Here is a 20,305-nt window from a genome sequence, read left to right as displayed (position 1 = left end):
GGAAGGGTCGAAAGGATCCGCCATGGACCACACGCCCACCGTCACTCCGACCGAGGCGCGAGCACTGCTCGACCACGCCGACCGCCTGAGCCACTCGGCGCACAACGCCACGCGGTGGCCGTACATCACCTTCATCGTCGCGTTGGGCGTGGCGACCTCGATGGGCACCTTCGCCATGGCCCTCACCACCGGCGACGCCTTCGGTCTCGCCTACGTCAGCCTGCTCGTGGTGATGTTCGCGCTCATCATCTTCTTCGTCATCAGCATCCAGGGGCGTTCCGCCTTCGCCCGCGGTCGCCGCTGGACCACCTACATCGCCAGCTGGTTCGTCTCGTACGCGATCGCGCTCTCGGTCGTGATCTGGGCCCACGGCAACGTGCTGCTCGCGAGCCTGGCGTCGGGCCTCGTGCTCGTCGTGTCGTTCGTGTGCGCGGCCCGCGAGGCCCGGTCGTGACCATGGCCGCCTCGCACCCGCGGCACCGTCTCGACGAGCTGCTGCAGAACCCCGTGCGCTTCTCGATCGTCGCGGCCCTCGACCGCGCGGGCACGCTGAGCTTCAAAGAGGTGCGCGACGCGATCGAGGTGACCGACTCCGCCCTCAGCAAGCAGGTGTCGAGCCTCGAGGCGGCCGGATACCTGTCGGTCGGCAAGTCGTTCGCGGGCAAGATGCCGCGCACCTCGCTCACCCTCACCAGCCAGGGTCGCGCCGCCTGGCGGAGCCACCTCGCGACCTTGCGCGAGATCGCGGGCGACGCGTCGTGAGCGCGGCGCCGGGCCCGGCGTGCGGCCACCCCCGGCGCATCCTCCCCGCGAGCGAAGAGTGAGGAAAGCGTCCGCGGCCGTTCGCGAATCGTGAGGGCCGCGGATCCGCCGCCCGACGCGGCGTAGACCGGATGCCATGACCCTCACGGCCCTGCTCCCCACCCTTCGCGCCAGCATCCCGGCGCCCTTCGACGCGGCGGCGTGGCCCGCCGGCTCCGCGCCCACCCTCGACGACGTCACGGTGCGCGCGATGTCGGTCGGTCGGTACGCCGACATCTGCGGCACGCCCTGCGTCTGCACGGGGCCCGCGGTGATCCCGGCCTCGGGCGGGGTGGTATCCGTGGTCCTGTCGACGACCGTCGTGGTGGCGACGGTGACGGATGCCACGCCCGACAGCCTGCGCCTCGACGCCTGCGTCGCGGGACTCGAGGCCGTCTGGCGCGAGGCGCGGCTCATCGGACGCGTCTCGCACGCCTACGACGAACCCTTCGCCGTCGTCGACGCCCACGGGGAGGAGTCGTGCGGAACCGTCGTCCTGCCCGGCGACGTGCGCGTGGGCGACCGCATCGCCTTCCCGTGTCCCGGATGCCACACGGTCGGAGAACTGCGCTGATGCTGCTGCACTCGATCGTGTTCGCGTCGCGCTGCGCCCGGGTGCAGGCGGAGTTCCTGGCGACGGAGGTCGACGACGAGACGGGTGACGACGCGTTCGTCGACAGGCGCTGAGGGTGAAGAACTCGTCGTCGTCGGCCTAATCGGACGAGGTCCGTCGGATCGCCACGCGTGGCAGGGGTGACGATGGCGGGGACCGTGCCGAGCGTGCGGCGCTCCACATCGCCGCTCACCGAGCGAAAGGCTGCGCCGATATGTCCGAGAATCCCACCCCCGAGCACCGCATCCCCTCGCGCCGCGCAGTCGTCGGCGCAGCCGCCCTCACCGTTCCCGCGGTGGTCCTGGCCGTGACCTCACCCGCGCACGCGGGGTCGGACCCGGGGTCGGTCACGCTGACGTTCAGCTCGACCCTCGTGCGCTCCGGCGAAGCGGTGAACGTCACCATCGTGCGCAAGGACGCGTCCGGTCAGCCGCTGGCGGGTCAATCGGTGACGCTGAGCGGCACGAGCGGGGCATGGCAGTTCGCTGCTCGCAGCGGCACGACCGATGCGACCGGCACGTTCCGCACGCAGGCCATCGCGACCGGTCGCGCCGACGCCACGGCCACGGCGACCGCGACGGCGACGGGAAGCGGCGGAACGGCCTCGGCGTCGCAGACGGTGACCTTCGCCCGCCGGGTGCTGTCGGTGTCGGTCTCGCCGACCAGCGTCGCCCCGGGCGGCAAGGCCACGGTGACGGTCAAGGTCACCGACAACGCCGGGAAGAACTGGGCGGGCCAGTCGGTCTCGGCCTCGGCGTCGGGCGGGGCGACGTTGGCGGCGAGCTCGGGAACCACGAGCTACTACGGCGTGTGGACGACGCAGATCACCGCGCCCGCGGCATCCGGATCATCGACCATCACAGCGGCGTATCGCGACAGCGATCAGAACCTCACCGCGACGGCGACGCTGACGATCTCGTGAGTCGGTCGCGCACCTCGGCGAGGTGGCTGGGAAGCGCGCCGATCTCGTAGGTGCCTCGGTCGGTGTGCATATCGGTGATGCGCAGTTGCGGGTTCATCGTCCACCACTGCCGGGGGCTCGGCTTGCGCTCTTCCCGTGCGACGCTCTCGACCTCGAGCGTCAGCGGGTCTCCCGTCGGGATACGGAGCTGCCACCAGTACTTCTGCAGTCTCATCACCCCGGGTGACAGGTCGGCACGTCCGTGGCGCCATTTCTCGCCGGGAGCTCGGTAGGCCAGTTCGATGCGGTCGCCGACGAGTTTCTTGCCCAGCAGCAGCCCCGCGCTGATTCCCCCGATGGCGAGCAGCAGCACGACCGCGATGATCGCCACGAACCACCCCACCGGGATCGGAGGGAACACCCCGGAGGCGAACATCACCGTGACGATGATGAGCCCGACGATCGGGCCGGCAGCCAGAGAGATCAATCGAAAGCGTTGGTCGCGCAACGGAGTTCGGCCTTGGGGCATGGGTGCACCCTCGCAGCCCAGGTCCCTCGTCGGCAAACTGTGGGAGAGGGCTTGCATTCACGCCCGCAAGACCGACGAGGATCGAAGGGTGATCACCGTCGTCTCCGCCCCGACCAACCTCGGACTCCGCCCGCCCGAGCGGGGGAGCGTGCCGGGAACGTCCAAGGCTCCCGAAGCGCTCCGCGAGGCCGGGTTGTTCGACCGTCTGACCGCTGCGGGAGCGCGCGACGGCGGCGTCGTCGTGCCGGGCCGATACGTCGACGACGACAGCACGCGCGCCCGAGGGCACGTCCGCAACGAAGCGCAGCTCGTCGACCACGCGAGGCGACTGGCGGACCGCATCGAGCGCGTCTGGCGATCGGGTCGCGCGCCCCTGGTGATCGGGGGAGACTGCAGCATCCTGGTCGGCGCCGGCATCGCGAGCGCTCGACGGGGGCGCAGCGGCCTCGTCCACATCGACGGTCACGCCGACTTCCGGCATCCCGGCAACAGCGACGACTGCGCCAGTGTCGCGGGCGAGGACCTCGCCGCCGCGGTCGGTCTGCACGGGCCGGCGATCGCCGACGTCGACGGGCTGTCGCCGTACTTCGCGGCATCCGCCGTCGCCCACCTCGGGCATCGCGCAGACGACGAGCACGCCGACGAGGTCCGCGGCGTCTTGGGCTGCGTGCTGTCGGCCGCCGACCTGCTCTCTCGCGGGGTCGAGAGCGTCGCGGCCGAGATCCGCCGCACGGTCGGGACGGGGTACTGGCTGCAGGTCGACGTCGACGTGCTCGACCCCGCCGTCATGCCCGCCGTCGACAGCCCCGACCCGGGTGGGATCGACGCCACTCAGCTCACGCAACTGCTGGCCACCCTCGCGCCGTTCGCCGCGGGCGCGTCGGTGACCGTGTTCGACCCGGATCTCGACCCCGACGGCTCTTGCGCGCGGCTGCTGGGCGAGGTGATCGGCGAGGGACTATCGACGCTCGGAACGGCTCTGGAGCTCTGACGCCGGAGCCGTTCAGGTCAACTCATGCCCCAGAGGATCGCGGGCCGACATGATGGGATCATGACCGACGCGGACCGCACAGCGAAGCAGTGGGGCGGACTCGCGCTGGGAGTGTTCTTCGTCATGATCGGCGTGGGCATGGCGGTCGGTGCCGGGCATGCGACGACAGGTGTCGTCTTGATGGTCACCGGAACGACGATGGCGATCGGGCAGGCGATCTGGATCGCCCGCACCCGTCGCAAGCCGGATTGAGCGCCGGTCACACGACCAGCCGGTAGCCCATCCCCTGCTCGGTGAGCAGGTGTACGGGGTTCGAGGGGTCGGCCTCGAGCTTCTTGCGCAGCTGCGACATGTACAGCCGCAGGTAGCCGGAGTCGGCGACCTGCTCGCTGGCCCAGATCTCCTTCAGCAGCGTCTGGCGCGTGACGAGCGAGCCGGGGTTGCGGGCGAGGAACTCCAGCATCCGCCACTCCGTGGGAGTGAGGTGCACGCGCGTGCCCGCGCGCAGCACGGCCTTGGCGGCCAGGTCGACCTCGACGTCGCCGAAGCGCACGACGGCGTCTCCGGCCGAGGGCACCGACCGCCGCGCGTGCACGCGCAGGCGCGCGAGCAGCTCGTCGATCTGGAACGGCTTCGTCACGAAGTCGTCGGCACCGGCATCGAGCGCCTCGACCTTGTCGGCCGAGCCCGTGCGGCCCGAGACGACGATGATCGGCGCGGTCGTCCACCCGCGCAGGGCCTCGATCACCTGCACGCCGTCGAGGTGCGGCATGCCGAGATCGAGCAGCACGATGTCGGGATGCGCTTGAGCGGCGAGGGTGATGGCTGCGGCTCCGTCGGCCGCGGCCACCACGTCGTAGCCGTGCGCGGCGAGCGTGATGCGCAGAGCGCGGACGAGCTGCGGGTCGTCGTCGGCGATGAGTACCTTCACGGCGTCCTCCTGGAGGTTCCGGATGCCAGGGCCTCCGCGCCCGCGACGGGGAGCGCCACGACCATGGTGAGCCCGCCGCCGGGGGTGTCTTCGGGGGTGAGAGTGCCGCCCATGCCCTCGGCGAAGCCGCGCGAGAGCGCGAGGCCGAGGCCGAGGCCGGCGGTGTTGTCGGTGTCGCCGAGGCGCTGGAACGGCGAGAACATGTCTTCGCGGCGCTCGGCGGCGATGCCCGGCCCGTGGTCGATCACGCGGATCTCGGCCGTGCCACCGAGCCGGCTCGTGGCGATGCGCACGCGCTCGCCCTCGGGCGTGTAGCGCTGGGCGTTGGTCAGGACGTTCACGAGGACCCGCTGCAGCAGCACCGGGTCGGCGCTGAGCGAGGGCAGGTCGGGGTCGAGGGCGAGCTCGACGTCGTCGGGGCCCAGGTCGAGTTCGTCGAGGGCCATGAGCACGACGCCCGCGGCATCCGTTTGCGTGAGCGAGACCGCGAGCACCCCCGCCTGCACCCGGCTCACGTCGAGCAGGTCGGTCACGAGCACCGAGAGAGTCGCGAGACTCTCGTCGGCGGTCTCGAGCAGTTCGCGGCGGTCGTCCTCGGAGAGGTGATCGCCGGCGGCGCGCAGGCCGCCGAGCGAGGCGACGGCCGCGGCGAGGGGACGGCGCAGGTCGTGGCTGACAGCCGACAGCAGAGCGCTGCGCACCTGATCGGTCTCGGCGAGGGCACCGACTTCGGCCGCGGTCTCGGCCAGGTCGGTGCGCTCGAGTGCGGCCGCGAGCTGCGCGACGACGACGTCGAGCAGGCGGCGCTCCGAGGCGTCGAGGTCGCCGCCGTGCAGCTCGAGCGTCGCGCGACCGTCGCCGACGGGGAGGGAGACGCGGCGATCGTCGCGCACGGGCTCGCCGTCGGTGGCGAGCACCGATCCGTCGGCCGCGATCAGCCGCACCCCGGCCAGGCCGAACGCCTCGCGGGCACGGCTCACCAAGGCGGGCACGGCGCTCTCGCCGCGCAGCACGCTGCCGGCCACCGTGGCGATCATCTCGGCCTCGGCGCCCGCGCGGCGTGCGGTGCGGTCGCGGCGGGCCGCCTGGTCGACGACGATGCTGACGAGCATCGCGATGACGACGTAGAGCACGAGCGCGATCGCGTGGACGGGGTTGCTGATCGTGACCGTGTAAAGCGGTTGGATGAAGAGGAAGTCGAGCGTCACCCCCGACAGCACGGCGGCGAACACCGCGGGCCAGATGCCGCCGATGAGGGCGACGATCACGACGAGCAACTGGTAGGCCAGCACGTCGGTGGTGATGGAGTCGTCCGAGCCGGTGGACAGCAGCAGGAGCGAGACCACGGGTCCGCCCACGAGGGCCGCGACGAAGCCGAGGATGCGACGTTTGACGCTCAGCGCCGGCCCGGCGAGGCGGGGGAGGGCGAACCGGCCGCCCGCGCGCGCGTGGCTGACGATGTGCACGTCGATGTCGCCCGAGAGGCGGATGACGGTGGCACCGATGCCGGGACCGGTGAGGGCGGCGGCGAGTCGGCCGCGGCGGCTCACGCCGATGACGAGCTGCGAGGCGTTGACCGAGCGGGCGAAGTCGACGAGAGCGGTCGCCGGGTCATCGCCGACCACCTGGTGGTACGAGCCGCCGAGCGATTCGACGAGGGCGCGCTGCTCGGCGAGCGTGGCCGGAGCGCTGGTGCGCAGTCCGTCCTGACTCGACACGTGCACGGCGAGCAGCTCGCCGCCGGCCGAGCGGGCCGCGATCCGGGCTCCGCGGCGGATGAGCGTCTCGCCCTCGGGGCCGCCGGTGAGCGCCACGACCACGCGCTCCCGCGCCTGCCACGAGCCCTCGATGCCGTGCTCGGTGCGATAGCGCTGCAGAGCCGAGTCGACCTCGTCGGCGAGCCACAGCAGGGCGAGCTCGCGCAGCGCCGTGAGGTTGCCGAGGCGGAAGTAGTTCGACAGGGCGGCGTCGATGCGCTCGGCGGGATACACCGAGCCCGCGGCGAGGCGATCGCGGAGAGACTGCGGCGCCAGGTCGACGACCTCGATCTGATCGGCGGAGCGGACCACGGCATCCGGAACCGTCTCCCGCTGCACGACCCCCGTGATCTTCTCGACCACGTCGTTGAGGGATTCGATGTGCTGCACGTTGACCGTCGTGATGACGTCGATGCCGGCGTCGAGGAGCTCTTCGACGTCGATCCAGCGCTTGTCGTTGCGCGAGCCGGGGACGTTGGTGTGAGCGAGTTCGTCGACGAGGGCGATCCGCGGATGCCGCTCCAGGACGGCATCCAGATCCATCTCGTCGAGCGCGACCCCGCGGTGGGCGACGGCCCGGCGGGGGATGACCTCGAGGCCCTCGGCCTGCGCTGCGGTGGCGACGCGACCATGGGTCTCGACGATCGCGATGACGACGTCGTGGCCCTCGTCGCGCAAACGCCGGCCCTCTTCGAGCATCTCGTACGTCTTGCCGACGCCGGGCGCCATGCCCAGCAGTACGCGCAGGCGTCCGCGCTTCACGAGGCGCTCCTCGGGACCCAGATCCCTGCGCTCGCCGAGGTCCTTGAGCTGACCCAGGTCCCTGAGCTGCCCCAGGTCCCTGAGCTGCCCCAGGTCCCTGAGCTGCCCCAGGTCCCTGAGCTTGTCGAAGGGACCGCGACCCCCGCGGACGCTTCGACAGGCTCAGCGACCGCTCGCCGGTCCGCGACCCCCGCGGACGCTTCGACAGGCTCAGCGACCGCTCGCGTCCCAGCGACCGCTCGCGTCCCAGCGACCGCTCGCCGCTCAGCGACCGCTCGCCGCTCGGACGCACAGCGCCGCCGCCGCGCAGGGAGCGCGACGGCGGCGGGTGACAGATGCATGTCCCTGATTCTCGTCTCTCAGAGGGCGTCGAGCGCGCGATTGAGTTCGACCACGTTCACGCGTGGGTCGCCGAGGTAGCCCAGGTCGCGCGAGATCGTGTGCTCGCTGACGAGGGATTCGACCTCGGATGCCGAGACGCCGCGGGCCTCCGCGACGCGCGCGACCTGGCGCTCGGCGTTGGCCACCGAGATGTCGGGGTCGAGTCCGGATGCCGAGGCGGTGAGGGCGTCGGCGGGGATCTGACCCGACCCGTCGAGCTCGACCGAGGCGGCCTTGCGCTCCTCGATCGCGGCGATGAGGTCCTCGTTCTCGGGCCCCCAGTTCGATCCGCTCGAGACCGTCGAGTCGTAGCCGTCGCCCGCGGCCGAGGGACGGGACTGGAAGTACTGCGGGAGGGCGTTGCCGTCGGCATCCGTGAAGGACTGCCCGATCAGCTGCGAGCCCGAGACCTGTCCGTCGGCGGCCGTGATGAGCGAACCGTTCGCCTGGAAGGGCAGGGCGACCTGGCCGACGGCGGTGATCAGCAGCATGTAGGCCACGCCGAGGAGCAGGGTGAAGACGGCCATCGCGCGGACGGCGACGCCGGTGGTACGCAGGGTGGTGCGCATGACGGGGCCTTTCAGAAGCCGGGGAGCAGGCTCACGACGAGGTCGATGAGCTTGATGCCGATGAAGGGGACGATGACGCCGCCGAGCCCGTAGACGAGCAGGTTGCGGCTGAGGATGCTCGACGCGCTCGCGGCGCGGTACTTCACACCGCGCAGGGCGAGGGGGATGAGCACGATGATCACGATCGCGTTGAAGATGATCGCGCTCGTGACGGCGGATGCCGGCGAGTGCAGGCCCATGATGTTCAGCGCCGCGAGGCCCGGGAACACGCCCATGAACATCGCCGGGATGATCGCGAAGTACTTCGCGATGTCGTTGGCGAGCGAGAACGTGGTCAGCGCGCCGCGCGTGATGAGCAGCTGCTTTCCGATGCGCACGATGTCGATGAGCTTGGTCGGGTCGGAATCGAGGTCGACCATGTTGCCGGCCTCCTTCGCGGCCGAGGTGCCCGTGTTCATCGCGACACCCACGTCGGCCTGCGCCAGGGCGGGGGCGTCGTTCGTGCCGTCACCGGTCATCGCGACGAGGTTGCCGCCCTCCTGCTCGCGCTGGATGAGGGCGAGCTTGTCTTCGGGCGTGGCCTCGGCGAGGAAGTCGTCGACGCCCGCCTCTGCGGCGATCGCCTTGGCGGTGAGGGGGTTGTCTCCCGTGATCATCACGGTGCGGATCCCCATCGCGCGCAGCTCGCCGAAGCGTTCGCGCAGGCCGTCCTTGACGACGTCCTTGAGGTGGATGACGCCGAGCACCTGGCCCGCACCCTTCGACAGGGTCGCGACCACCAGGGGCGTGCCGCCGGACTGGGCGATGGCATCCGTCTCGCTCATCAGCTGCGCGCGCAGCGCCGGGGCGACCGGGCTGCCCGAGGCCTCGAGCCACGCGAGCACGGCCGAGCTCGCCCCCTTGCGCACCTGCGTGCCGTCGACGAGGTCGAGGCCGCTCATGCGGGTCTGGGCGGTGAAAGGAACGGGTTCCGCACCGCGGGGCATGTCGGCGACGATGCCCTGGGCCGCGGCCAGCTCGACCACCGAGACGCCCTCGGGCGTGGGGTCGGCCTGCGACGACAGCGAGGCGTACTCGGCGAGCTCGGGGCTGCCGATGCCCTTCATCGGCACGAAGGCCGACGCGCGACGGTTGCCGTAGGTGATGGTGCCGGTCTTGTCGAGCAGCAGGGTGGTGACGTCGCCCGCGGCCTCGACCGCACGGCCCGACATGGCGAGCACGTTGCGCTGCACAAGGCGGTCCATGCCGGCGATGCCGATCGCGCTGAGCAGCGCCCCGATGGTCGTGGGGATGAGGCACACGAGCAGCGCCACGAGCACGGGGATCGAGACGGGGGACGCCGCGTACGAGGCGATCGGGTTGAGCACGAGCACCACGACGACGAAGACGATCGACAGGCTCGCGAGCAGGATGTTCAGCGCGATCTCGTTGGGCGTGCGCTGACGCGACGCACCCTCGACCAGGGCGATCATGCGATCGACGAAGGTCTCGCCCGGCTTCGAGGTGATCTTCACCACGATGCGGTCGCTGAGCACGCGCGTGCCGCCGGTGACGGCGCTGCGGTCTCCACCCGATTCGCGCACGACCGGGGCGGACTCGCCCGTGATGGCCGACTCGTCGACCGTCGCGATGCCCGACACGATGTCGCCGTCACCGGGGATGAGCTCTCCGGTCTCGACCAGCACGATGTCGCCGAGCCCGAGGTCGCCCGAGGGGACGTCTTCGGTGGCGGCACCGGATGCCGAGGGGTCGGCCTTCGCGTCGTACGAGACAACCCGGCGGGCCGAGGTCGTCGTGCGCGTCTTGCGCAGGGTCGCCGCCTGCGCCTTACCGCGGCCCTCGGCGACCGACTCGGCGATGTTCGCGAAGAACACCGTGAGCCACAGCCAGACGGCGATGCCCCAGGTGAAGCCGAAGGGGAGGCTGTCGTCGCTCCCGCCGACGAACGGCTCGGCGATCGCGATGAGCGTCGTCAGGGCAGCGCCCACCCAGACGAGGAACATCACGGGGTTGCGCCACTGCGAGGCGGGGTTGAGCTTCTTGGCCGCGCCCGGGAGGGCGGCCACGACCTGCGCGGCGCTGAACGCGCGGCGCGGGGCGGTCGACGCCTGTTCGGCTTCAGGGGCCGGGGACCCTTCGACAGGCTCAGGGGCCATGTGAGTGGAAACGGACATCAGCGGGTAAGTCCTTCAGCGAGGGGTCCGAGGGTGAGGACCGGGAAATAGGTGAGAGCCGTCACGATCACGGCCACGCCGCCCAGAAGGCCGGCGAACTGCGGGCGGTGCGTCGGCAGGGTGCCGGCGGTCGAGGGCACGGCATCCTGAGCCGCGAGCGAACCGGCGAGGGCCAGCACGAACACGATCGGCAGGAACCGGCCGAGCAGCATCGCCACACCGAGCGCGGTGTTGAACCACGGGGTGTTGGCGGTGAGGCCCGCGAAGGCCGACCCGTTGTTGTTGGCGGCCGAGGTGAAGGCGTAGAGCACCTCGCTCAGTCCGTGGATGCCCGGGTTCCAAATCGAGGTGGTCTCGACGTCGGAGCGGATCGCGGGAATGCCGAAGCTCAACGCCGTCCCGGCGAGCACGAGGGTCGGGGTGACGAGGATGTACAGGCTCGCGAGCTTGATCTCCTTGGGGCCGATCTTCTTGCCCAGGTACTCGGGGGTGCGACCGATCAGCAGGCCGCCGACGAACACCGCGATCACGGCGAGGATCAGCATGCCGTAGAGGCCCGATCCGACACCGCCGGGGGCGATCTCGCCGAGCATCATGTTGATCATCGGCATCATGCCGCCGAGGGCCGTGTAGCTGTCGTGCATCGAGTTGACGGCACCGGTCGAGGTCAGCGTGCTGGTGGTGCCGAAGAGCGTCGAGCCGAAGATGCCGAAGCGCACCTCTTTGCCCTCCATCGCACCGCCCGCGAGCATCGGGGCTGTGCCGTTGCCGGCCATCTCGGCCCAGGTGAGAAGGGCGGCGGATGCCACGAAGATCGCACCCATCACGCCGAGGATCGTGTAGCCCTGACGGTCGTCGTTCACGATCCGGCCGAAGGCGCGGGGGAGCGAGAACGGGATCACCAGCATGAGGAAGATCTGGAAGAGGTTCGTCCACGGCGTGGGGTTCTCGAACGGGTGGGCGGAGTTCGTGTTGAAGATGCCGCCACCGTTGGTGCCGAGCAGCTTGATGGCCTCCTGCGAGGCGACCGGTCCGCCGGGGATCGACTGGGCGGCGCCCGCCACCGTGGTGGCATCCGTGAATCCCGAGAGGTTCTGGATGACGCCACCGGCGAGCAGCACGATCGCTGCGATGATCGCGAAGGGCAGCAGCAGACGGTAGGTGCCGCGCACGAGGTCGACCCAGAAGTTGCCGATCACGCCGCTGCGGCGGTACGCGAAACCGCGCACGAGGGCGACGGCGACGGCGATGCCGACGGCGGCCGACACGAAGTTCTGCACCGTGAGGGCGGCGAACTGCACGGTGTAGCCGAGCGTGGCCTCACCCGAGTACGACTGCCAGTTGGTGTTCGTCACGAACGACACTGCCGTGTTGAACGACAGCGCCTCGCCGGGGGCGTCGAACCCGAGCGAGAGCGGGAGCACCGCCTGCAGGCGCATGATCGCGTAGACGAACACGACGCTGACGAACGAGAACAGCAGCACCGAGCGCAGGTACGCCTGCCAGGTCTGAGCGCTGCGGGGGTCGACGCCGATCAGACGATAGGTGCCGCGCTCGACGGCGAGATCGCGCTCGCCGGTGTAGATGCGGGCGATGTAGTCGCCGACGGGGCGGTACGCCAGGCCGAGGGCGACGATGAGGGTGAGGCTGGTCAGGACGATCGACCAGATCATCCCTGCGGTGTCGGGAGAAGCGTCCATCGTCAGAACTTCTCCGGTCGGACGAGCGCGACCACGAGGTACACGACGGCGGCGACAGCGAGCACGGCGGCCAGGATCGAGAAGAAGATCACGAGCGGTCACCGCCTCGACCAGAGGTGCGGGCGGACGAGGGGCGGGCCTCGGGGCCCAGCTTCTCGACCCCCTTGGCGACGAGCGCGACCAGCGCGAAAAGCGCGACGGTCACGGCGAGGAAGACGACATCGAGCACGACGACTCCAGATTCGGGTCTGTACCGCGGGCGAGCCGCGGGCACCGCGGGGCGGCACGTCTGTCGATACAACTCCGCCGGGAGCCGGCATCCGGGGCTCCTAACGCTTTCCCTACGGGTCGCTGACGGACACATACGGGGTGCTTACGGGAAGGCTGAGAGCCCGCCGTGCCGGGACCTGTTGCGGCGCGCGGGTTCTGCGTTCGCGAAACTGCATCTCGCTGACATCTCCGTTGCAGGCTGACGCCGGTTTGTCAGCCGGATGCAGTCTCGACACCGCGCGGGGCCGCCAGAGGCGCCGACCGCGCATGATGGAGGCATGCTCTCCTCAGACGGATCCGACGTGCGCGTGAGCGCGGCGCTCGTGATCCCGGCGGCGGAGCTGTCGTGGCGGTTCTCGCGCTCGTCGGGCCCGGGCGGTCAGGGCGTGAACACGGCCGACTCCCGGGTGGAGTTGATGTGGGATGCCGCGGCATCCGCCGTTCTGTCCCGCGCGCAGCGCGAGCGCGTGCTCGAGCGGCTCAGTGATCGACTCATCGATGGGGTGCTGACGATCGCGGCCTCGGAGCACCGCGCGCAGTTGCTTAATCGCGACGCCGCGCGGGCCCGGCTCGCGGCCCTCGTCGGCGAGGCCGTGCGCCCGCCCGCCCCTCCGCGCCGCGCGACGAAGCCGACGCGCGGGTCGAAGGAACGCCGGCTGCAGGCCAAGCAGCGCCGCACCGACGTGAAGAAGATGCGCCAGCGTCCGACCGACTGAGTCGTGGGGCCTGTCTTCCCCGTCGAGTGTCCACGACACCCGGACGCCATGCGGCATTCGTCCGGGTGTCGTGGACACTCAGCGGGTTCGACGTGGCCGGGCAGTACTCGGTCTTGTGGAGTACCGGTACTCAGTGATACTTTTTACCGGTAGTCAGCGAGAAGGAGTAGCGAGTGGCCAAGCAAGACAGCGAGATGCTCAAGGGCGTGCTCGAGGGCGTGGTGCTCGCCGTGCTGGCGGGGCGACCCGCCTACGGGTACGAGATCACGGCCGACCTGCGCGAACGCGGGTTCGCCGACCTCGCCGAGGGCACGATCTACGCGATCCTCGTGCGCATCGAGCAGCGCGGTCTGGTCGACGTCGAGAAGGTTGCATCCGAGAAGGGGCCGCCGCGCAAGGTCTTCACGCTCAACGACGACGGGCGGGCGCAGCTCGCCGAATTCTGGACGACCTGGAGCACGCTCGCCGACCGGCTCGAAGCGCTCCGCGAGAAGGGGAAGTGACATGGCCTGGTACGAGAAGATCATCGGCGACCTGAGCGCCAAGAAGCAGTGGCGCGAATACCGCCAGCGCGTGCACGCCCTGCCCGAGCCGTATCGGCAGACGGCCGCGGCCCTCGAGCGGTACCTGCTCAACCTCGGCCCCACCGAGAACACCGACGGCCTCATCCGCATGGTGAGCGACCTCGCCGACCTGCTCGAGCAGGCAGCCGCTGCCCAGACGCCCGTGCGCGATCTCGTGGGCGCTGACCCCGTCGTCTTCGCCGAGGAGTTCATGGCGAACTACGGCGACGGCAGCTGGATCGGCCGCGAACGCACGCGCCTCGCGCGCGCCATCGACGAGGCGGCCCGCCAGCAGGGCTGAGCCGCTCCGTCCGCACGTCCTCCGGCACCCGGTCGGCCGGAGGCGATGGCCTCGTGCGCCCTCCGACCGGACGAAACGGAAGGAACACCCATGCCTGTCATCGACACGGCCCCCGCCATCCGCGTGCGGGGCCTCGTGAAGTCCTACGGCGACGTGCACGTGCTGACCGGCGTCGATCTCGACGTCGCCCGCGGCTCGATCGTCGCCCTGCTCGGCTCCAACGGCGCCGGCAAGACCACCGCCGTCCGCATCCTCTCGACCCTCCTCACCGCCGACGGCGGCACGGCCCAGGTCGACGGCCTCGACGTCGCGACCGAGGGGGCGCGGGTGCGCGCCGCCATCAGCCTGACGGGGCAGTTCGCGGCCGTCGACGAGGTGCTCACCGGGCGCGAGAACCTCGTGCTCATCGCCCGCCTGCGTCACGTCGCCGACCCGCACCGCGTGGCCGACGACCTGCTCGCGCGGTTGTCGCTGACGGATGCCGCGGGCCGCGCGGCATCCACGTACTCGGGCGGCATGCGGCGCCGCCTCGACATCGCGATGAGTCTCGTCGGCGACCCCTCGGTCGTCTTCCTCGACGAACCGACCACCGGCCTCGACCCGCAGGCGCGCCTCGAGGTGTGGGACGCCGTGCGCGGGCTCGCCGCGGCGGGAACGACCGTGCTGCTGACCACGCAATACCTCGAAGAGGCCGAGCACCTCGCCGAGCGCATCGCGATCCTGCACGAGGGCCGCATCATCGCCGAGGGCACCCTCGCCGAGCTGCGCGCGCTGTTCCCCCCGGCGACCCGCGAGTACGTGGAGAAGCAGCCGAGCCTCGAGCAGATCTTCCTCGCCATCGTCGGGGCGACCGGCGCCACCGAAGCGGAGGCATCATGACCACGCACGCCCTCACCGACACCGCCGTGCTCACCGGGCGGTCGCTGCGGCATATCCTGCGCAGCCCCGACACCATCGTGACCACGGCGATCATGCCGATCGCGATGATGCTGCTGTTCGTCTTCGTGTTCGGCGGCGCGATCGACACCGGCGGCACGGCGTACGTCGACTACCTGCTGCCCGGCATTCTGCTGGTCACCGTGGCATCCGGAATCGCCTACACGGCGTACCGGCTGTTCCTCGACATGAAGGGCGGCATCGTCGACCGGTTCCGTTCGATGCCGATCGCCGCCACGAGTGTGCTGTGGGGCCACGTGCTCACCTCTCTCGTCGCCAACGCGGTCTCGCTCGCCCTCGTCGTCGGGGTCGCGCTGCTGCTCGGGTTCCGCTCGGGTGCCTCGGTCGTGGCGTGGCTCGGGGTCGCCGGCATCCTGATGCTCTTCACGCTCGCCCTCACCTGGATCGCGGTCATCGCGGGGCTCGCGGCGAAGACGATCGACGGCGCGAGTGCCTTCAGCTACCCGCTGATCTTCCTGCCGTTCGTGAGCTCCGCGTTCGTGCCGACCGCCACCATGCCCGGACCCGTGCGCTGGTTCGCCGAGAACCAGCCGGTCACCTCGATCGTCGATACGATCCGCGCCCTGCTCGAACAGCAGCCCGTCGGCGGGCAGATCTGGATCGCGTTGGCGTGGTGCCTCGCGATCCTCGTCGTGGCCGCGACGATCGCGGTGACGCTGTTCCGCCGGTCGGTCCGCTGACGCGGGTCGGCGCCGGGGCGCGCGGCCCGTTCTGCCGAAGCCCCCCACCGCCGGCCGTTGAGTGTCCAGAACACCCGGACGTTCCTCGAGATCGTCCGGGTGTTCTGGACAGTCGAGCGAGCTGAGCGCCGTCGCGGCGTCGTCGGACCCCGGATGCCGCGGAGCCGGCGCCGCGAAACGCCGAACGCCCCCGCCGCAGAGGCGAGCGCGTTCGGAACGGGCTCAGGATGCCGGCGGCTGCGGCGCCTTCTTCGACTTGTGGACCGGCACCTCGGCGACGGGCTGCCCGCCGCGCTGCTGGCCCGGCAGGGGCCGGGAGCGGCGGCCGTAGATGACCTCGGACGAGTCGAGCAGCCACGGCACGAGGGTGATCGAGACGCCGTGCACGAGCATGAGCTGGTGCGCGAGGCGGCGCGAGCGGCGGTTGTGCAGGATCGACTCCCACCAGTGGCCCACGATGAACTGCGGCAGGTAGACGGTCACGACGGCCGAGCCGTTGTTCGCGCGGTACTTCTTGATGAAGGCCGACACCGGTGAGGTGTAGGTGCGGTACGGCGAGTCGATGATGACGAGCGGGATCGGGATGTCGTGCTCGGCCCATTCCTTCTGCAGCCGTGCCGAGTCCTCCTCGGTGATGGCGACGTGCACCGCGAGGGTCTTCTGGTGGTTCGCGGCCAGGGCGTAGTCGATCGCCTTCATGACCGGCTTCTGCAGACGGTTCACCAGCACGATGGCGACATCACCCGACGAGCCGAAGTGCACGGTCTCGTCCATGCGGATCTCGTGTTCGACGTCGCGGTAGTAGCGGTTCACGCCGATCATGAGCACGGCGAGGATCGGGATCGCGATGAACACCAGCCACGCGCCGTGGGTGAACTTGGTGATGGTCACGATGACGAGCACGAGCACCGTCATCGCCGCACCCACGGAGTTGATCCACAGGCCCGAGATGGCCGAGCGGCGTTCGATCGCGGCGGACTGCTGCTTCGCGGCTTCGGGCGGCAGGTCGTTCAGCCCCCGCAGCGCGCGGCGCCAGTGCCGGACCATGCCGATCTGACCCAGCGAGAACGACACGAACACACCGATGATGTACAGCTGGATCAGCGTCGTGAGGTTGGCTTGGTAGACGATCAGCACGCCGATGGCGACGATGCCGAGGATGATCATGCCGTTCGAGTACACGAGGCGGTCGCCGCGGGTGTTCAGCGCCTTGGGCGCGTAGCCGTCGCGGGCGAGCACGGCGCCCAGCAGCGGGAAGCCGTTGAACGCGGTGTTGGCCGCGAGCAGCAGCACGCACGCGGTGGCGGCCTGGATGATGAAGAACGGGATGCTGCCCGTGCCGAAGGTCGCCGCGGCGACCTGGGCCATGAGGCTCGGCTGCGGGTTGTTCGCGCAGTCGAATCCGATCAGGTTGCAGGGGTTCTCGGCGTAGTGAACGCCGGAGATGAGCGCGAGCGCCGTGAGGCCGGCGAACAGGATGATGGCGATGCCGCCCATCATCGTCAGCGTGGTCTGGGCGTTGCGGATCTTCGGCATGCGGAAGGCGGGCACGCCGTTCGACACGGCTTCGACACCGGTCAGGGCGGAGCATCCGCTCGAGAACGCGCGCAGCACGAGCAGGATCAGCGCGGCTTGCGTGAGCGATTCGGCCTGCACGGCATACTGGGCGCTCTCGGCCACGGGGGCGTTGCCCAGGAGCGTGCGCCCGAGCCCGACGACGATCATGACGCCGACCGAGCCGATGAAGAGGTAGGTCGGGATCGCGAAGACGCCCGAGGCCTCGCGCACTCCGCGGAGGTTCACGACGACGATGAGAATGACGAACCCGACGGCGATCTCGACGCGGAAGGGATTCAATTCGGGCAATGCCGAAATGATGTTGTCGACTCCGGATGCCACCGACACGGCGACCGTGAGCACGTAGTCGACCAACAGGGCCGCGGCCACCACGACACCCGGCACCTCGCCGAGGTTCTTGCTGGCGACCTCGTAGTCGCCACCACCCGAGGGGTAGGCCTTGATCAGCTGCCGGTAGCTGAGCACCACCACGACCAGCAGCGTCACGACCGCCACCGCGACCCAGGGGCTGAGGGTCAGGAGGGCCGTTCCACCGATGAGCAGGATCATCAGAAGTTCCTGCGGGGCGTAGGCCACGGAGGACAGCGCGTCGGAGGCGAAGATGGGCAATGCCATCTTCTTCGGGAGGAGCTGCTCGTCGAGTTTCTCGGAGGTGAGGGGCTCGCCGATCAGGATGCGTTTCGCGATCGGCGTCTCTTCGCCGTCAACGAGACTTTCGTCAGTCACGGCGCGCGACACTACGCGCACTGAGGGCGTTGCGCAATCTGACGCGCAGGTCGTTCAGCCTCTGGTCGCTGGAACGTGATCAACGAATGCACCGGATGCCGTATTCCCGGCATCCGGAAATGTCTTCATCCGACGGTGATCCGCGCGCTGAATGCGGCCACGGCGTCGGCGCCCCCGTGATCGTCGGCGGAGATCGTGACGACGGCATCGCCGGTGAAGACGATGAGCTGGCCGTAGGCCCCGTGCAGGCGCCACGCGTCGCCCGGCCCGTCCCACCCGCCCAGGGCGTAGCGGCGATACCCGTCGCCGGTGCTGCCGGTCTCGATCCAGCCCGAGTGCATGGCATCCACCGTCTCGGGAGAGACGAGGGGGCGACCGTTCCAGACGCCTCGATCACGGATGAGCAGACCAAGACGCGCCATCTCCTCCGTCCGCAGCGCGAGCCCCTCGCCGCCGAGCACCCGCCCGTTCGGGCAGCGGCGCCAAGAGAGGTCGTCGAGCCCGAGGGGGACGAACAGGCGCGGACGGAGGAACTCCTCGACGTCGCCGGTGCGCTGTGAGAGCACGTGCATCGCGGTGTAGGTGCTCGCATTGGAGTACTGGAACACCCGGCCGCGCGACGGGCGCGACAGGAATTCGGCGGCGAGGTCGGGCCAGTCGGTCATCATCGTCTCGGAGTACGCGAAGTCGACGCCGCTCGACATCGTGAGCAGCTGCCTCAGCGTCACGTCCGAGACCGCCGGAACGAGGCGGGCGACGGGCTCGTCGAGATCCACGAGTCCTTCGTCGGCGGCGAGGCCCACGGCCAGCACCGCGACGGCCTTGGCGACGGAGTGGATCTCTTCGCGCACGTCGGGCGTCCAGCGATGCGTGGCCTCGTCGTCGCCGGCGCGCACGTGCAGGCCGTGGGCGCCGAAGCCGGTCTCGTCGATCCGGGCCGTGATCTCGTCACGGAGGGCGTCGGCACGGGTCATGCAACTAGGCTAGAGCGCGCATCGATCGCGCATAGGCTCGCGAAATGACCAACTTCGCCGTCTCGGGAGTGCTCGCCGTGTTCGCGGGAGCCTTGGTGGCGCTGCTGGCCTTCGTGCCCTTCGTCGCAATCAGCTACCGCCGTCGCGGCGGACTCACGATCTGGCGCACGCTCCTGTGGGCGGGCGCGGCGGTGTACTTCTGGGCGATCTGGACCTACACGCTGATCCCGCTGCCCAGCTCGCAGGTCTACACCTGCGCGGGCGTCAACCTGCAGCCCTTCGCGTTCGTGGACGACATCCGTGCCGCCGTCGCCGTGTCGGGCCGCTACCTCACCGATCCGGTCGTGCTGCAGGTGGCCCTGAACGTGATGCTGTTCGCCCCCCTCGGCTTCTTCCTGCGGGTGCTCGGCGGCCGCGGCATCGTCGTCGCGGGTCTCGCGGGACTGCTCGCGTCGGGACTCATCGAGACGACGCAGATCACCGGCGTGTGGGGGATCTTCCCCTGCGCCTACCGGGTCTTCGACGTCGACGACCTGATCGCCAACACCAGTGGAGCCCTGCTCGGCTCGCTCCTCGCCTTCGCGGTGCCGGCGCAGCACCGGGGGGTCGAGAAGGCTCCGGATGCCGAGGAGCCCCGCCCCGTGACCCGCCGGCGGCGACTGCTCGGCATCGTCTGCGACGTCGTGGGCACCTGGCTCGTCGGCTTCGCCGTCGCGACGGTCCTGCAGGCGGCGCTCGTGCTGCTGGGCGGCGACGCGGTCTCGGAGTCGGCGTACGGCCTCGCCTCGATCGGCGGGACGCTCGCGGCGGCCGTCGTCTGGCTGATCGTGGTGCTGGGCACCGGACGTTCGATCGGCGACATCGCCACGCGGGTGCGTTTCACCGACGGGGTGCTGCCGACGTGGGCCGCGAGGCTGCTGCGCTTCGCCACCGGTGCGGGGGCGTACACGCTGCTCGCGGCACTCCCCGTGCCGTGGTCGTACACGGCCATCGTCCTCGCCCTGGTCACCGTCGCTCTGGTGTTCGTCTGGCGCGACGGCCGCGGCCTCACGGGCTGGATCGGGCGGCGCCGCCTGGTCGACGACCGCGCGGGTGTGGTGAGCCCGTCGGTGGACCGGGGCGAGGAGTACTCTCGCGCACATGGTGACGGTGAGCATCTCCCTCCCCGATGAGTTGAGAGCCTTCGTGGACGAGCGGGTGTCGTCGGAGCGGTACTCGTCGAGCAGTGAATATGTGTGCGACTTGATCCGAAGGGATCGGGTTCGCGTGCATCTGCGCAAGGCCGCCCTCGAAGGCATGCGCTCCGGCGAAAGCGGGGACATGGATGCCGCCTTCTTCGAGCGTCTCCGCTCCCGCGCCGTCAGGTAACCCGTGCCGCAGGACGACCCCGTTTCGGCCTGACAGAAGCTGCGCCCGGCGCGACCGAGCCGC

23 protein-coding genes are annotated in these 20,305 nt (G+C 70.2%); 13 read left to right on the top strand and 10 right to left on the bottom strand.

Annotated features, from left to right (window positions below; genetic code table 11):
* Window positions 1-22 precede the first annotated feature (22 nt).
* From ABXS86_RS09780 to ABXS86_RS09765, 4 genes are all read left to right on the top strand, one after another.
* Entirely contained in the window at window positions 23-454 is a 432-nt protein-coding gene (locus ABXS86_RS09780) for a chemotaxis protein CheY (protein ID WP_353664307.1), read from the top strand.
* Between the two features lie 2 nt (window positions 455-456).
* Entirely contained in the window at window positions 457-762 is a 306-nt protein-coding gene (locus tag ABXS86_RS09775) for a winged helix-turn-helix domain-containing protein (RefSeq protein ID WP_353666243.1), read from the top strand.
* A gap of 136 nt (window positions 763-898) precedes the next feature.
* A complete protein-coding gene (locus ABXS86_RS09770; RefSeq protein ID WP_353664306.1) occupies window positions 899-1,375 on the top strand; it encodes a hypothetical protein in 477 nt (158 codons plus the stop codon).
* Window positions 1,376-1,628: 253 nt separating this feature from the next.
* The gene (locus ABXS86_RS09765; RefSeq protein ID WP_353664305.1) at window positions 1,629-2,336 is read left to right on the top strand and encodes a hypothetical protein; all 708 of its coding nucleotides are present in this window, start codon (window positions 1,629-1,631) and stop codon (window positions 2,334-2,336) included.
* Here the strand turns inward: ABXS86_RS09765 and ABXS86_RS09760 are convergent.
* Entirely contained in the window at window positions 2,305-2,802 is a 498-nt protein-coding gene (locus tag ABXS86_RS09760; RefSeq protein WP_353664304.1) for a hypothetical protein, read from the bottom strand. The genes ABXS86_RS09765 and ABXS86_RS09760 overlap by 32 nt on opposite strands.
* Before the next feature lie 130 nt (window positions 2,803-2,932).
* Here ABXS86_RS09760 and ABXS86_RS09755 point away from each other — a divergent pair, with 130 nt between their 5' ends.
* Together ABXS86_RS09755 and ABXS86_RS09750 are read left to right on the top strand one after the other, a co-directional pair.
* Complete coding sequence (locus tag ABXS86_RS09755) at window positions 2,933-3,835, top strand: arginase family protein (protein WP_353664303.1); 903 nt, start codon at window positions 2,933-2,935, stop codon at window positions 3,833-3,835.
* 60 nt (window positions 3,836-3,895) lie between these two features.
* The gene (locus ABXS86_RS09750; RefSeq protein WP_353664302.1) at window positions 3,896-4,087 is read left to right on the top strand and encodes a hypothetical protein; all 192 of its coding nucleotides are present in this window, start codon (window positions 3,896-3,898) and stop codon (window positions 4,085-4,087) included.
* A 7-nt stretch (window positions 4,088-4,094) separates the two neighbouring features.
* Here the strand turns inward: ABXS86_RS09750 and ABXS86_RS09745 are convergent, their stop codons facing one another.
* The 7 genes from ABXS86_RS09745 to ABXS86_RS09715 form a co-directional block, all read right to left on the bottom strand.
* On the bottom strand, window positions 4,095-4,766 hold the full coding sequence (locus tag ABXS86_RS09745) for a response regulator (protein WP_251505457.1): 672 nt from the start codon (window positions 4,764-4,766) through the stop codon (window positions 4,095-4,097).
* Window positions 4,763-7,285, bottom strand: coding sequence for an ATP-binding protein (locus ABXS86_RS09740; RefSeq protein ID WP_353664301.1), 2,523 nt, complete (start codon window positions 7,283-7,285; stop codon window positions 4,763-4,765). Before ABXS86_RS09740 ends, ABXS86_RS09745 begins: the two co-directional genes overlap by 4 nt.
* Before the next feature lie 359 nt (window positions 7,286-7,644).
* Entirely contained in the window at window positions 7,645-8,235 is a 591-nt protein-coding gene (gene kdpC, locus ABXS86_RS09735) for a K(+)-transporting ATPase subunit C (protein ID WP_154096941.1), read from the bottom strand.
* 11 nt (window positions 8,236-8,246) lie between these two features.
* The gene (kdpB, locus tag ABXS86_RS09730) at window positions 8,247-10,409 is read right to left on the bottom strand and encodes a potassium-transporting ATPase subunit KdpB (RefSeq protein WP_353664300.1); all 2,163 of its coding nucleotides are present in this window, start codon (window positions 10,407-10,409) and stop codon (window positions 8,247-8,249) included.
* The gene (gene kdpA, locus ABXS86_RS09725) at window positions 10,409-12,082 is read right to left on the bottom strand and encodes a potassium-transporting ATPase subunit KdpA (protein WP_353666242.1); all 1,674 of its coding nucleotides are present in this window, start codon (window positions 12,080-12,082) and stop codon (window positions 10,409-10,411) included. The genes kdpB and kdpA overlap by 1 nt, the downstream gene beginning before the upstream one ends.
* Before the next feature lie 29 nt (window positions 12,083-12,111).
* The gene (gene kdpF, locus ABXS86_RS09720) at window positions 12,112-12,201 is read right to left on the bottom strand and encodes a K(+)-transporting ATPase subunit F (protein ID WP_074696280.1); all 90 of its coding nucleotides are present in this window, start codon (window positions 12,199-12,201) and stop codon (window positions 12,112-12,114) included.
* Complete coding sequence (locus ABXS86_RS09715) at window positions 12,198-12,338, bottom strand: hypothetical protein (protein WP_353664299.1); 141 nt, start codon at window positions 12,336-12,338, stop codon at window positions 12,198-12,200. Before ABXS86_RS09715 ends, kdpF begins: the two co-directional genes overlap by 4 nt.
* A 319-nt stretch (window positions 12,339-12,657) precedes the next feature.
* Between ABXS86_RS09715 and arfB the strand changes: the two genes are divergently transcribed.
* The 5 genes from arfB (at window position 12,658) to ABXS86_RS09690 (ending at window position 15,596) form a co-directional block, all read left to right on the top strand.
* Window positions 12,658-13,095 carry an alternative ribosome rescue aminoacyl-tRNA hydrolase ArfB gene (gene arfB / locus ABXS86_RS09710; protein ID WP_353664298.1) on the top strand — a complete coding sequence of 146 codons (438 nt, stop codon included), beginning with the start codon at window positions 12,658-12,660 and terminating at the stop codon, window positions 13,093-13,095.
* 173 nt (window positions 13,096-13,268) lie between these two features.
* Window positions 13,269-13,598 carry a PadR family transcriptional regulator gene (locus ABXS86_RS09705; RefSeq protein ID WP_308196430.1) on the top strand — a complete coding sequence of 110 codons (330 nt, stop codon included), beginning with the start codon at window positions 13,269-13,271 and terminating at the stop codon, window positions 13,596-13,598.
* A 1-nt stretch (window position 13,599) separates the two neighbouring features.
* Window positions 13,600-13,959 carry a DUF1048 domain-containing protein gene (locus ABXS86_RS09700; RefSeq protein ID WP_353664297.1) on the top strand — a complete coding sequence of 120 codons (360 nt, stop codon included), beginning with the start codon at window positions 13,600-13,602 and terminating at the stop codon, window positions 13,957-13,959.
* A 90-nt stretch (window positions 13,960-14,049) separates the two neighbouring features.
* Window positions 14,050-14,838 (top strand): ABC transporter ATP-binding protein, encoded by a 789-nt coding sequence (locus ABXS86_RS09695; RefSeq protein ID WP_353664296.1) that lies wholly within the window; start codon window positions 14,050-14,052, stop codon window positions 14,836-14,838.
* A complete protein-coding gene (locus tag ABXS86_RS09690; protein ID WP_353664295.1) occupies window positions 14,835-15,596 on the top strand; it encodes an ABC transporter permease in 762 nt (253 codons plus the stop codon). Before ABXS86_RS09695 ends, ABXS86_RS09690 begins: the two co-directional genes overlap by 4 nt.
* 222 nt (window positions 15,597-15,818) lie before the next feature.
* Here ABXS86_RS09690 and ABXS86_RS09685 read toward each other — a convergent pair whose 3' ends face one another.
* Window positions 15,819-17,912 (bottom strand): APC family permease, encoded by a 2,094-nt coding sequence (locus ABXS86_RS09685; RefSeq protein ID WP_409988217.1) that lies wholly within the window; start codon window positions 17,910-17,912, stop codon window positions 15,819-15,821.
* 113 nt (window positions 17,913-18,025) lie between these two features.
* Window positions 18,026-18,874: a serine hydrolase domain-containing protein gene (locus tag ABXS86_RS09680; protein ID WP_353664293.1), complete on the bottom strand. Its 849-nt coding sequence runs from the start codon at window positions 18,872-18,874 to the stop codon at window positions 18,026-18,028.
* 44 nt (window positions 18,875-18,918) lie between these two features.
* Here ABXS86_RS09680 and ABXS86_RS09675 point away from each other — a divergent pair, with 44 nt between their 5' ends.
* Together ABXS86_RS09675 and ABXS86_RS09670 are read left to right on the top strand one after the other, a co-directional pair.
* Window positions 18,919-20,046, top strand: coding sequence for a VanZ family protein (locus tag ABXS86_RS09675; RefSeq protein ID WP_353664292.1), 1,128 nt, complete (start codon window positions 18,919-18,921; stop codon window positions 20,044-20,046).
* The gene (locus ABXS86_RS09670) at window positions 20,015-20,242 is read left to right on the top strand and encodes a type II toxin-antitoxin system ParD family antitoxin (protein ID WP_353664291.1); all 228 of its coding nucleotides are present in this window, start codon (window positions 20,015-20,017) and stop codon (window positions 20,240-20,242) included. Before ABXS86_RS09675 ends, ABXS86_RS09670 begins: the two co-directional genes overlap by 32 nt.
* The last annotated feature ends 63 nt before the right edge of the window (window positions 20,243-20,305 follow it).

This window comes from Microbacterium sp. che218 (assembly GCF_040436305.1).
GTDB lineage: Bacteria > Actinomycetota > Actinomycetes > Actinomycetales > Microbacteriaceae > Microbacterium > Microbacterium algihabitans.
The sequence above is the reverse complement of the archived record's forward strand: the minus strand, read 5'-3'. Positions and strand labels throughout refer to the sequence as shown.

Bases quoted from the DNA above. Each gene is read 5' to 3' on its own strand.
- kdpC (WP_154096941.1), bottom strand. From the start codon at position 8,235: ATGCGCACCACCCTGCGTACCACCGGCGTCGCCGTCCGCGCGATGGCC.
- ABXS86_RS09780 (WP_353664307.1), top strand. From the start codon at position 23: ATGGACCACACGCCCACCGTCACTCCGACCGAGGCGCGAGCACTGCTC.
- ABXS86_RS09670 (WP_353664291.1), top strand. From the start codon at position 20,015: ATGGTGACGGTGAGCATCTCCCTCCCCGATGAGTTGAGAGCCTTCGTG.
- kdpB (WP_353664300.1), bottom strand. From the start codon at position 10,409: ATGTCCGTTTCCACTCACATGGCCCCTGAGCCTGTCGAAGGGTCCCCG.
- ABXS86_RS09750 (WP_353664302.1), top strand. From the start codon at position 3,896: ATGACCGACGCGGACCGCACAGCGAAGCAGTGGGGCGGACTCGCGCTG.
- ABXS86_RS09770 (WP_353664306.1), top strand. From the start codon at position 899: ATGACCCTCACGGCCCTGCTCCCCACCCTTCGCGCCAGCATCCCGGCG.
- ABXS86_RS09700 (WP_353664297.1), top strand. From the start codon at position 13,600: ATGGCCTGGTACGAGAAGATCATCGGCGACCTGAGCGCCAAGAAGCAG.
- ABXS86_RS09695 (WP_353664296.1), top strand. From the start codon at position 14,050: ATGCCTGTCATCGACACGGCCCCCGCCATCCGCGTGCGGGGCCTCGTG.
- ABXS86_RS09675 (WP_353664292.1), top strand. From the start codon at position 18,919: ATGACCAACTTCGCCGTCTCGGGAGTGCTCGCCGTGTTCGCGGGAGCC.
- kdpA (WP_353666242.1), bottom strand. From the start codon at position 12,082: ATGATCTGGTCGATCGTCCTGACCAGCCTCACCCTCATCGTCGCCCTC.
- arfB (WP_353664298.1), top strand. From the start codon at position 12,658: ATGCTCTCCTCAGACGGATCCGACGTGCGCGTGAGCGCGGCGCTCGTG.
- ABXS86_RS09680 (WP_353664293.1), bottom strand. From the start codon at position 18,874: ATGACCCGTGCCGACGCCCTCCGTGACGAGATCACGGCCCGGATCGAC.
- ABXS86_RS09775 (WP_353666243.1), top strand. From the start codon at position 457: ATGGCCGCCTCGCACCCGCGGCACCGTCTCGACGAGCTGCTGCAGAAC.
- ABXS86_RS09765 (WP_353664305.1), top strand. From the start codon at position 1,629: ATGTCCGAGAATCCCACCCCCGAGCACCGCATCCCCTCGCGCCGCGCA.
- ABXS86_RS09690 (WP_353664295.1), top strand. From the start codon at position 14,835: ATGACCACGCACGCCCTCACCGACACCGCCGTGCTCACCGGGCGGTCG.